This is a genomic window from Leptospira yasudae (assembly GCF_003545925.1).
GTDB classification, from domain to species: Bacteria; Spirochaetota; Leptospiria; order Leptospirales; family Leptospiraceae; genus Leptospira; species Leptospira yasudae.
Window position 1 is genome coordinate 129,020 of sequence record NZ_QHCU01000003.1, and the last position, 11,606, is coordinate 140,625.

General features: G+C 44.4%; 12 protein-coding genes. 6 read left to right on the top strand and 6 right to left on the bottom strand.

Translation table 11 applies throughout. The annotated features are described in order from the left end of the window. Positions 1-2 precede the first annotated feature (2 nt). Both DLM76_RS09330 and DLM76_RS09335 read right to left on the bottom strand, forming a co-directional pair. On the bottom strand, positions 3-2,336 hold the full coding sequence (locus DLM76_RS09330; protein ID WP_118965034.1) for a TonB-dependent receptor: 2,334 nt from the start codon (positions 2,334-2,336) through the stop codon (positions 3-5). Positions 2,337-2,391: 55 nt separating this feature from the next. Continuing rightward, a complete protein-coding gene (locus DLM76_RS09335) occupies positions 2,392-2,724 on the bottom strand; it encodes an LIC10965 family protein (RefSeq protein WP_118955592.1) in 333 nt (110 codons plus the stop codon). Between the two features lie 167 nt (positions 2,725-2,891). Here DLM76_RS09335 and DLM76_RS09340 point away from each other — a divergent pair, with 167 nt between their 5' ends. Further along, positions 2,892-3,200: a DUF1272 domain-containing protein gene (locus DLM76_RS09340; RefSeq protein WP_118955591.1), complete on the top strand. Its 309-nt coding sequence runs from the start codon at positions 2,892-2,894 to the stop codon at positions 3,198-3,200. A 4-nt stretch (positions 3,201-3,204) separates the two neighbouring features. Here DLM76_RS09340 and rsx read toward each other — a convergent pair whose 3' ends face one another. Then, on the bottom strand, positions 3,205-4,257 hold the full coding sequence (gene rsx / locus DLM76_RS09345; RefSeq protein ID WP_118965035.1) for an LIMLP_03685 family anti-sigma factor: 1,053 nt from the start codon (positions 4,255-4,257) through the stop codon (positions 3,205-3,207). Next, complete coding sequence (locus DLM76_RS09350; protein ID WP_118965036.1) at positions 4,254-4,802, bottom strand: RNA polymerase sigma factor; 549 nt, start codon at positions 4,800-4,802, stop codon at positions 4,254-4,256. Before DLM76_RS09350 ends, rsx begins: the two co-directional genes overlap by 4 nt. Positions 4,803-4,846: 44 nt before the next feature. Between DLM76_RS09350 and DLM76_RS09355 the strand changes: the two genes are divergently transcribed. The 3 genes from DLM76_RS09355 (at position 4,847) to DLM76_RS09365 (ending at position 7,405) form a co-directional block, all read left to right on the top strand. After that, complete coding sequence (locus DLM76_RS09355; RefSeq protein ID WP_118965037.1) at positions 4,847-5,743, top strand: hypothetical protein; 897 nt, start codon at positions 4,847-4,849, stop codon at positions 5,741-5,743. A 163-nt stretch (positions 5,744-5,906) separates the two neighbouring features. Then, positions 5,907-6,629 (top strand): sigma factor SigX-regulated lipoprotein, encoded by a 723-nt coding sequence (gene srp / locus DLM76_RS09360; RefSeq protein WP_147455787.1) that lies wholly within the window; start codon positions 5,907-5,909, stop codon positions 6,627-6,629. Between the two features lie 476 nt (positions 6,630-7,105). Next, entirely contained in the window at positions 7,106-7,405 is a 300-nt protein-coding gene (locus tag DLM76_RS09365; RefSeq protein WP_118965039.1) for a hypothetical protein, read from the top strand. A gap of 203 nt (positions 7,406-7,608) precedes the next feature. Here the strand turns inward: DLM76_RS09365 and DLM76_RS09370 are convergent, their stop codons facing one another. After that, positions 7,609-8,445: an alpha/beta fold hydrolase gene (locus DLM76_RS09370; protein WP_118965040.1), complete on the bottom strand. Its 837-nt coding sequence runs from the start codon at positions 8,443-8,445 to the stop codon at positions 7,609-7,611. 76 nt (positions 8,446-8,521) lie between these two features. Between DLM76_RS09370 and DLM76_RS09375 the strand changes: the two genes are divergently transcribed. Next, positions 8,522-8,908: a DMT family transporter gene (locus DLM76_RS09375; protein ID WP_118955581.1), complete on the top strand. Its 387-nt coding sequence runs from the start codon at positions 8,522-8,524 to the stop codon at positions 8,906-8,908. A gap of 88 nt (positions 8,909-8,996) precedes the next feature. Here DLM76_RS09375 and DLM76_RS09380 read toward each other — a convergent pair whose 3' ends face one another. Next, positions 8,997-10,073 carry an NHL repeat-containing protein gene (locus tag DLM76_RS09380; protein WP_118965041.1) on the bottom strand — a complete coding sequence of 359 codons (1,077 nt, stop codon included), beginning with the start codon at positions 10,071-10,073 and terminating at the stop codon, positions 8,997-8,999. A gap of 328 nt (positions 10,074-10,401) precedes the next feature. On the opposite strand from DLM76_RS09380, the gene DLM76_RS09385 reads away from it, so the two are divergent. After that, positions 10,402-11,502, top strand: coding sequence for a CaiB/BaiF CoA transferase family protein (locus DLM76_RS09385; protein ID WP_346725440.1), 1,101 nt, complete (start codon positions 10,402-10,404; stop codon positions 11,500-11,502). The last annotated feature ends 104 nt before the right edge of the window (positions 11,503-11,606 follow it).

The following is an 11,606-nucleotide window of genomic DNA, read 5'->3' on the forward strand; positions in this document are numbered from 1 at the left end:
TCCTATTGAATGACCGTAAACGGGAACGAGACTTTGAGGATCGCGTTGATTCCCGGGTTCAGGGCGTAGTCTTTATAACGGCTCAAATGATCCACGTAAGCGACGTTGAATACGTTTTGCACGCTGAGATCGACGGTCGGTTTGGACGTCCCGTCTCCGAAATACGGAAGTTCGAAACCGAGTCCGATGTCCGTAAGATTGTAACCCTTGCTCGGGGTTTCTTTGGGATCGACACGGTATTGAGAATCGTAAAACCTTCCGTTGATCGAAACGTAGAAATTCTTCATGCCCCAAAGGGATTCTTCCGTCCAGCGAAGACCGGCGCGCGCGCGGTTCGGCGTAGTTCTCGGAAGAGGGTTCGTGTCGTTTTGATTGCGTGCATGAACGATATCGATCCCGCCGGATAGAACGAGTTTACGGGTGACTTCGGCTTGGATCGAGAATTCTCCCCCTCGGAGCATCGCGTCTCCCTGTTTGTATTTGTATTTCGGAAGACCGGATTCCGGATCGATCTCCGCGATGCTTGCGGCATATATGAAATTTTGAATGTGATTTTGAAATACGCTGATCTCGGTTTGAATCCGGGAAGACCCGTATCGGAACGACAAATCCAAGTTATTCGAATATTCCGGTTTGAGGGCGTCCTTTCCGATTTCGAATTTTCCGGTTCCTTCGTGGACCCCGTTGGAAAAAAGTTCGAACGGAGTAGGAGCGCGGAAACCGCGGCCGTAGTTTAAAATCGTCGAAAACGATTTGTCGATTCTCCAGACGAGACCCGCGGAACCCGTTGTCGCATAATAATTTTTCGTTTGTTCCGTGATTCCGAGAGCCGCGTTGTTGCGGATATCCGCAGATCGTTTGTCCCCTCGAACTCCCGCGCTCAAAGTGACCGAACCGAGTTTGAGTTCCTCCAGAAAATATCCGGCCACGTTCACGATTCCGTAGGAGGGAATCAAGGGTTCGGTTCCGATCGTTCTGTTTTTCTGTTCCAAACCGGAAACGCCGAAGGTTCCTTTCAAAAGATTGAATATAGGTTTGTGATGGAACTTCGCATCCGCGGTCGCCGTATCGAGAAAAAGATTCAATCCTTGGTATTTCGCCCGGGAAGTTGCCTGATAATATTGAAATGATTTGTCGAAAACGTCCACGGATTCGTCCAAAAGAACGTCTTTGATCGGAAGAAGTTTGTTTTTGGATTCGATTTCTCTACGGTTGTTTCTTTGATAGGAAAAGTCGAGCTCCAGATTTCCGGCGGAGAATATTAGAAAAGAATGAAAATGTGATTTTTCATGCAGAAGTTTTTGGTGCACAGTGGAGCCGGGATTCTCGTTCGGATTGTCGAATAAATCCTGGGTTTGTTCCCTTCGAAACGAATCCACGTAAAAGTTCCCCCATTTGCCGTCGAGACCGATGGAAGCGCTTTGGTTTTTTTCGATCATACCCGTGTTCGGAATCGTTCCGTTCGGAGTCGTGATTCTTCCCGCTTTACGAGTATTCGAACTGGCGCGATAACCGAAACCGTCTATGTTTCCGAAGACCGCGAAGTTCCCCGCGTCCTGTTTGTTGTTCGAATAGCTGTTGGAGTTGAAAACCCCGGCCATTCTTGGAACGCCTTCTCCGCTCAGAGGGGCTTTGTCGCGGATTACGTTTACCACGCCTCCGAGAGCGTCCGATCCGTAGAGCAAACTTCCCGGACCGCGAATGATTTCAATTTTCTGAATATTAAAAGCGTCTAATTCGACCGTATGGTCGTCTCCGAACTGCTGCTCTTCCTGACGGATTCCGTCGGTCATGACGAGAACTCTTTGTCCCGTCAAACCCCGGATGATCGGTTTGGAAGTTCCGGCGCCCGTGGTTAGGTTGGAAACCCCGGGAGTGTTGTTGATCGCGGACATCGCGGTTTCGCCTCGTTGCCGATCAAGTTGCCTTCCCGACAAAACCGTGATCGGTTGAGGAGAAGTCAAAAAGTCCGAGATCGTTGACTTTGCCGTGACGTTGATCGCCGATTCGTCCAGGGAACTTTTTGCTAATGCGAATTGGATCTTCTGGTCCTTTTCCCCGATCGTAACGGAGAGGGATTCGGAATGATATCCCCTCGCGATCGCGATCAACGTGTATTTCCCCGGAGGAACGTGGTCCAACACGAATTCTCCCTTGTCGTCGCTAACCGCGCTTTTTCTCGATTCCTGGATGAGAACTCGAGCGTTGGGAACAGGATTTCCTTCCTTATCTTTGACGCTTCCCGTTAAAGCGACGTCTAAGGCGAAAATAGAAAACGGTGAAAGAAAAATAGAAAATAAGAATATTCTAAAATAATACTGTAATTGCTTTTTCAAGCGAAACTCCCGGACATACGTCCTAATCGATCAAAACGAAATGAAATCGAATTCTTTAGATAAGAGGGAGCGAAAGAGGGGGCGCGCGGCCTAAGCGGATCGGATCGAGATCAAAGGATAAAACGAAGATTGGTGGAAAAGGAAATTCTTCCGTTTGCAGAACCGGAAAAGAACTTCGGATTAAAAAATCGGGGTTCCAGGAAGAATGGGATTCCCGTTGGAACTGACAGATCGGACAAGTCTGAGGCGCTTTCGTTTCCTGCTGGGAAGCGTAGGATTCATGAGAAAGTTTGGAAATTTCTTTTTCCGCATGGGTATGGAACTCCCTTCCCATCGAAACGACGAGCAGAAGAACGAAAAATCCTGATTTGAGACCTTTGCCGATCATTCTAAATTATTGCTAATGATAATCCAATATTAGTAAGACCGCCAAAACTGTAAAATCATAAATGGAAGATTCTTGTTTTCATTTCCACTTTTTTGCGGTTTATGCTTAGACGGTTTCGGCCGTAATCGAACCCATGTCTATGCATTGGAAACTGAATCGAGGTGCTTATGCTGGAACTTAGACCGATCTGCGAAAATTGCGAGAAACCATTGCCTCCCGAATCGACGGAAGCTTTGATTTGTTCCTTCGAATGTACGTTTTGCGTTTCCTGCAACGAAAAATATCTGATGGATATTTGTCCGAACTGCGGCGGAAATTTTGTTCCTCGTCCGATTCGACCCGTACGCGATTGGAAAGGGGGGAATTATCTCGGAAAATATCCGGCCAGCGCCAAAAAGAAATTCAGACCCGTGAATGCGGCGGAACATCTGGCCTTCGTAAAGAAGCTTTCTGAAATTCCGCCAAATCAACGTTAAGCGATTATTTTCTTAGAGTGGACATTTCGACGATGGAGGATCGTGGAATTCGGATCTGTCCGGCGTCGATCGTGCTGATCGTGTAATAATCTCCGATCTCGATCAAATAACCTTCTTTGATCCTTCCGTCCTTCGTCGTGATTTGAACAAAGGGACGGGAGGATTTTTGTTCCGATTCCTCGATCTTTTGGAAGGAATCCAAATCCGTCGGTTCGTATTTGTTAAGCGACTTGTTCTCCCGAATTTTTTGCAAGGAATCGAGCTGGGCGCGCAGAACGGATTCTTCTTTGGCCGATAACGGGCCGATCTGGATCGCAGTAGGTGCGTTCAGCGAAGAATCGATTGCGCTTTCCGCGATCGATCCTGCATCCATTCGGATGACTTCTCCCGTTTCAGCCGCGTTTATAGATTGAACTTCAATTTTTCCTTCGATCAAAAGAATTCTTTCTTTATCCGGAATCGCGGAAACCAACAACGAAGTTCCCAGTAAGACGGAACGGATATGAGGACTGTTCGCCTCGACCGAGATCCCTTCCTGTTTGCGGACGGAAGAAAACAAGAGAGAACCGCTGTGAACGGAAATTCTCAGCGTTTTTCCTTTTGATTCAATCGATGTGAGAGTGTTCGGAAAGAGTCGGAGCGAGAAGGTTCCGAGTCCGTCCAACGTCAGATCACAATAGGATTGATTCTTTGTAGCCAGTTCAATTTGAGAATTCGAGGGGGCGTTTTGTTCGCAAATTCCCTGACTTGCTTTCAAGTTTACTGCGATTTTGTAAGAATCTTCTCTCGTTTGATAAAACAAGAATATTCCAAAAACGACAAATAGAGACGCGGCCGCCAATAAAAATGCTCCGGTTTTCTTCCAAGGAGAAATCCTATTCTTAGGAGGTATCGGGAATTGATTCGGATCGACAGAACTCAAAAGCGTTTTGACACGCATCAATTCGAAATATTCCCTTTGCGCCTCGGAATCATTTATTAGATCTTCTGAATGTTTTTCCGCGCTAGACGAGTTGGAGAAAAGCTGAAGCAGAATTCGTTTTGATTTTTCGTTCATTCTTTTCCTCCTTGCAGCCAGCTTCCGTCGATTCCGGACGTTCTTAATTCGGCTCTTAAAAGCGTTAGTGCGGAAACCAATCTTCTACTAACGGTTCTCTGAGCGATTCCCGTATGGGAAGACGTCTCCGCGATGGACTTCCCATGTATACAATGAAGAATCACGATCGATTTTTCAGGTTCCTTAAGTAAATGAATGGATTTCGATAATTTTTCTAATAAAAGTTTCTCTTCTTCCATCTTATACGCCGAGGTTTCGTAAGAAGAAACTAAATTCTCCCAAGAAGAAAATTCGACGAGGTCTTTTTCTTTTCGACTTTTCCGAAAGTAGTCGATTAACTCGTTTCTCGCAATCGAATATACCCACGTGCTTTCCGATCCTTTGCTTGAATCGAATCGTTCACGATGGTTGTGTACCTTGATAAAAGTTTCCTGGCATAATTCTTCCGCAGTCTCGTTGGTGATTCCGGACTTTAGAAAGAAAAACTTGAGTTTATTGTAGTAACTCTTATACAGGTATTCAACGTTGTCTAATTTTACACTCATCCGTGGAGAAGCACTTCCAAGTTTTACTACGAATGGACGTTTGTATGCTTGCCAAAATTTTTCCCCGCATTGACAAAAAATATTATTTCGTTACTCTTCTTTCTTTCCTTCAGCTTTCGTTTTCTCCGGATTTGAACGCGGACGTTCTAATACTTAAAGACGGGAAACGAATCAAAGCCGATAAGATTACGATGAAGAATGGCAATTTGGTCGAGGTTCGAATCGGAAAAGAAACGCAAATCATCGATTTTTCAAAGGTTGAGTCTATTTTGCCCGAATTCCCCGCCAAGCGGGATTCGAAAGGACTTCGGAAAGAAAAAATTTCCAAATTAGAGGACCATTCTACGGTAAAAGCGCAGCAGACAGCGCCGCTTTCCCCGGAATCGTTGCCTTCGAAAACCGCGGAGCCGGTAGAAAATAATGCGACATCGGTGGTCGCAGAACCTAAAAAGAAGAATCGTTATTACCGTTTGCAAGCGCTGATTCCGGGTTGGTCCCCGCTTTTACTTTCGGACGATTACAAAGTGAAAGCGACGGGTGGTTTGATTGCGTTTTCCGAACTGTATCTTTTGTATAAAGGTTTTGAATTTTTTGCTAAACCGGAGTCTTACTTTCGAGCGCCCTTCGGCCCTTCCTCAGAAGCAATGATCCCTTGGGTTCTGAGCTTTAATTCGGGTTTGAATGCAAGCGCGAATAACCTTCCTGTTTTGATTTTTAATTTTCAGGCCCCGCATTATGTTGTTACGCAGCGCGGCCACGTGATGGAGGATTCCGAATTCAATCGACAAAGGAATTTTTACGGGTTCGCATTGCTTGCAGTTTTGACCTTAGACATCGTTTTGAGTAAATCGACTTTAATCGAAGGGAATATTCGAAGCGTACGTTTGATTACGAGCGACGGTGGTAATACCTCTTCCATCGCGGTTACTTGGATTTTTTAAAATGTTGTTCTACGGATAGAATTGTTTTCTTTTGATTCAAAAAACGTTAATAAAATAATCTCCGTAAAAAACTTAGGAAGTAAAATTAAGAAATAGAATCTTTTTTTGGCGAGCCTCTTCGAACGAAGCGTATTCATCCATAGATTTGCATAAAGGAGAATCTATGATGAGAAATATAAAATTCATGTTGGTTGCGTTAGCTATCTTTGGAACCGTCTTTTGCGGTCAAAAAGAAAAAGATGATAGCGGAGATTTGGCGGTACTCGCACTTCTAACGCAAGCAAGTTCCGATCAAAAACTGAATACACAAGTTACTCAACTTTTTTCAGCTTTGTATCCTTTGCCCGCAGATGCCACTTCATCCGCAAATAAATCGTTAGGAGATGTTGATCCAGCCTATAACCCGTTTGCTGCAGTCATCACGCTGGCTTGTCAATTAGGCGGAACACAAACTATCAATGGTACTTTGACGGGAGGTCCGACCGGCAATACGGGGAATGATTTACTCTGGAGCTATGATAACTGTAAGGAGAACTCGATCGGTATCGGTCCCAATGGAGTTGCGATTCCGGTTCCTGTCATTTACAACGGGACTTTGAATCGATCCTTAAATCAAAGATTCAATACGTCCACTACCGGAAACGTGTTTACTTCCATTAACTCGGGAACGGATCGTGTTCAGTCTTCCAATTATTCGATCAACGGCGTTTTGTTTCCTGCGTTCGATATTACGTTTACGAGAAACGATTCCGTTTATACGCGAACGGAATATCAAACCGGGAGATTCAGAGGTGTTCTGGAAGAACACGTAAAAGTCACCGGTATGGTAGATGGGCGAGCAGTTGACACTACGATTAACTATAAAATTTATTTCGGCGGCCAATGATCTGATTTTAAGTTCACATATCGATATTCTAGGATGGACTTTAACTATCGATATGTGAACTCCGTGAACATTGCACCTCAGTTTATCCCTTGCGAAAAATATTCCGATTCAGTTTTGGCTATAGTGATCTTTTGTTTCGATCGAATACTTTTCTTACACGTCTGTTCAAATTATAGTTTATACCTGTCTGCGGAACGATCAAATCTTTAAGAATTATAGATCCTTCCTCATTATTTATAAATTTCAATGGACTCCTTCTCGTTATTTGCTTTGAGTTCTGATATTGTTTCTATGGAACGTTAGTCGGAATTGATCTAAAACTTGTCAATGAATCAAAAATCATTTGCTGAGTTTTGGATTATCGATACGTTGTCCCAAAAGTAAGGCGATTCCTAAAAAGAAAACGCAATTAGGTTTCGCATAACGTGTATTCTAAGCGAATGAACCAAATGAAGATTTTCTACTTGGAGCAATGTATGAAAAAATTGATATTTCTCGCCGCCTTGTTATCGGTCGGTGTGGTGGGCTGCAAGCCTTGTTCGGATTTGGAGGCGAGAATCTGCGCCGACCTGGGACCGAAATGTGAAAAATGGAAGGCTCTTGGAAAGCCTGGTCTACCTTCTGCGGATCAAGACCAATATCGTTCGGGAAGAAGAAAGTTAGTCGCCGTTTTATTGGAAAGCGCGGGTTTGGTGGAAGCGAACGCTCAAGTTTGTCAAAGTATGTCGAGCAATTACGATTCGCTTATCGAGAGATTGAAACAATCGATCCAATGATTTCGTTTACATTTCCTTGCTAAAGAAACAATAGAGAGTTCAAGATTGCAAAAGAGGTCGAGTTCCCAACGCATCTTGATGGGAAATGAATTCCTTTCTTTGGACGAGAAGATTTCAAAAAAATACGATTCGAGACTTTAATCACTCGGGGTTTTCCGTTTCTTATTGTGGAAACCCGCGTGTAAGAATTGCGAACTTTCCTTTTAGAGAACGTTTAAAATTCTTTGCAGAGTTTTTTGTTTTTCCTCAAAGGGGAAGAAGTGAGTCGTTCCCGGCCATATCTCCAAAGTCGATTTCGAGTTTCCGGATTGAATTCGTTTCGCTCCTTTCGGAGAACAAACCTCGTGGGGCTCCGGAATCGTGATATGCGTTTCCGTTTTGATTCTTCCGTATTGAAACAAACTCAAATAACTTACGGAATCGAAGATCTTCGCTTCCACTTCCGGTAAACAGCGCAGAATCGCTTCTCCGTTCGGTCCGGTTCGAAAGCAGCTTTGGATGTAGTCGTCGTAGATTTCGGTATCCATCTTCAAAAAAGAAGGCGTGCGTTTGTAGAGTTTGGAAACCGTTTCGAGGTTCTTAAATTCCCTTCTTCGCTTAATCGCGACTTTTGCGAGAGGATTGTGAAAAAGACGGGAAAACGTTACTTTCAAAAAATCTAATACGACAGGGTCGTTTGCAATCACTTTCCTGAATTTTTCGGGAGAATGATAGGAAGAAAGAATAAGGCTCGCGCCGCCCAGAGAATGACCGACTCCGATAATATCCCGCAAGTTCTCGGCCTCGATCAACGCAAGAACTTGATCGCGAAAGAAATACCAATTCTTAAAATCGAGAGTCGAATCGGATTCCCCGTGGCCCGCAAAATCGAGCGCGATCACTCGGTGCGTCTTGGAAAGTTCTTCGATATAATATCGATACGTAAGCGCGCTGTATCCGTTCGCGTGACAGAGAAGAACTACCCGATCGTTTTTGGAATCCGGTTTCGTATCGATATAAGAAAGATTCAGTCCTCGAAAGGAAAAGGTTTTTCTGAGCATAAAGGAGAGATTTGACCTTGATCTTTCCAACTCCTTCGGTGAAGTGGTTTTCGTAAAGCCAAAACCGGAGCTTCTTATGCAGATTCAAGTTCTTATCGTTTTTATCATCGCTCTTGCGTTTAACGCTTTGGCTAACATTCTCATTAAGGCGAGTTCTCTCGGCGATGCGAGTGAAAAACCCGAAGGTATAGCAGGTGTTCTTCAAGTGATTCTCAATCCGATCTTTATCAGCGGATTAGCTTCGTTCGGGCTGGCTCTGTTGGGCTATCGTTTCGTTTTAGGAAAGGGTTTAAAACTTTCTCTCGCTTATCCGGTTTTTACGAGCGCGGGTTTTATCATCGTGTTGATCGTTTCCTCCATCGCATTTAAAGAAAGGCTGACTTGGCCGCAATGGGCGGGAATCGTTTTGATTATGGCGGGTGTTTGGCTTTGTGCAGCCAACATGTTCGAAGCGAAGTCTTAATCGCATTTGATTGCGAAAAAGAACGGATTATCGTAACGCTGATCACGAATCGACAATCGTGTTGATAGGGAGAATTCTCCCGTTTTCTCTATTGAAATCTCACCTCGAACAATTGATTGGCAGTCGAATCCGCAACAAGAAGTCTTTGATTGGCACAGTCGATCTTAATCACGCCGATTGCTTGGAACGTATATGCAATCGTGGTTACGTTTAGATCCGGATCAACGATTCTGATTTTGTTCGATGTCGAATCGGATATAAACATCGTATCACTGTTGTCCAACGCAATATGGGCGGGGCCGTTGAAAGAAGCGCTTGTTCCGTTTCCATCCACGCTCGCTCCCGTCCCCGTTCCTAACAGTGTGGAAACCTGCATCGTATCCAGATTGATCTTGCGAATTCGATGATCTTGAATGTCCGCGACCAATAGAGAATTCTTTTTGCGATCGTAAACGACGCCGATCGGAGATTTGAATAAGGCCGTTAAAACGTCGCCGTCTTGATATCCCAAGGAGCTGCCCGACAACGTGCTGACCGATTGAAAGTTCAGATTGAATTTTCGAATGTCGTGATTGCCGAGTTCTCCCAAGTATAAATTCCTTTCTCGGTCGAAATCCATAAAGAAGGGGCCGTTGAACAATGCTCCGGAATTGTCCCCGTTTTGTAATCCTGAGGCGCCGACGGGGCTCCCCGCAAACAAACTGAATTGATCCAACGCGTTGATCTTGTAAATCTGCGCGCTGCTTTTGCACGAAACGTATTTATCTCCGGTGGCGGAATCGTATTTGATACCGGCCGGATCGCCTAACGTGAAGCTTGTGCTTAGAGACGTGATCATTCCGCTTGTGCTGATTTTGCGAACCTTGTTTATCGTCTGTTCCGTAACGTAAATATTTCCGAACGAATCCAATTCGATTCCGAAAGGGTTTTGGAACGAACCCGTAGAGATATGTCCGTCGGCGCTGGAGGCCGCGCCGGTTCCGGCAAAAACCGTAACGACCGGATTGTTCGTCACTTTCATTCTGCATAGATAACATTCTTTGAGAATACAATCGAGGACCGTGTTTTCAAACCACGCCGGACTCATCAGAATGCTCGGGTTATAGACCGGTTCGGTGGAACAGGAGATTATAAAGAAGAATAAGAAAAGAATTCTGTAAATCATTGCATGGATCCGAACGAACGTTTCCAGAATAATCGTTCCGTAAAAAATTACGATAGGAAAAAACGCTCCAGGAAATTTCTTTTTTCCAAAAAAAGTAGTATTAAGTCGGCGAATTCAAAGGAAACGTCCGCATTTTTACGCGAATCTATCGGAGAGAATCGCCGTCGGAATCGAAAAAACGTCTCAAAAAAAGGTATCTCTATTTTTTCTTTTTCTCTCTATGGGTTAAGATTCTTCATTGAGAGGTTGTCGTTAAATGAACAAAGGTCCACTTTCCGGAGTGAAAGTAATCGATTTGAGTCTTCTTCTTCCCGGTCCGCTCTGTTCCATGTATTTGGGAGATATGGGAGCCGATGTGATCAAGATCGAAAACCCGAGGGCGATGGATGCGACTCGCGTGATGTTTAAGAAAGCGAACGGAGCTCCTTCTTTATTTTTGATGTTAAACCGAAATAAAAAAGCGATCACTCTCAATCTCAAAAAAGAAAAATCCAAAGAGATTCTTTTTAAACTATTAGAAGATGCTGATATACTTTTGGAAGGATTCCGTCCGGACGGACTCGCAAAAATGGGACTCGGTTACGACGACTTGAAGGAACGTTTTCCTCGATTGATTTATTGCGGAATCTACGGATACGGAACCGAAGGGAAATACAGGGACTTTGCGGGACACGACGTGAACTATCTTTCTCTTTCGGGAGTTCTTTCGCAGACGGGCAAAACTCCTCAGATTCCGGGATATCAACTCGCCGATATCGGAGGAGGAACGATGACCGCCCTTTCTTCGATTTTGGCGGCTTTGTATGCGAGAGAAAAAACGGGCAAGGGACAAAAGATCGCGATTTCCATGATGGATTCTTCGCTTCCGTTTCTTTCCTTATACGGAGGAATCTTTGCTGCGACCGGAAAAAATCCGGAAGGCGGGAACGAACTTCTTTCCGGTAAATTACCGAATTATAATGTTTATCAGACCAAGGAAGGACGATGGGTCGCGCTCGGGGCTTTGGAAGATATGTTCTTTAAGACCTTTCTGCGTCAATCCGGACTCGACAAACATCTCGAAGAAATTCCCGCGGAGGAAAAGAACTTCTTCAAATGGAAGGAGATTCTCACTTCTTATTTCGCGTCGAAAACATTCGAAGATTTGAATGTAATTTTTGAAAACGAGGATTCCTGTTTAACTCCCGTTAAAACGATGGAAGAAGTCAGCAAAGATCCCGTTCTAAAGGAGCGCGGTATGATCTTGGATAAAAAACATCCCGAATACGGCGATTACTTTCAATTCGGAGCGCCTTTTCCCTTCTCCGCAACTCCGGTCACGTATCGTTTGGACCCTCCGAATCACGGGGAACATAATGCGTCGATCTATCAATCCTTGGGCTATTCGGCGGAAGAAATCGAAACGATGAAAAAGGAAAAAGTGATTTGAACGCGCTTTGAAATAGGAAAGACATCGAAATATTTTTCCAAGATCGAATAGTTTGAAAATCGAAACAGAACGTTCGTTCTTGGAAAACAATCAGATAAGAACGG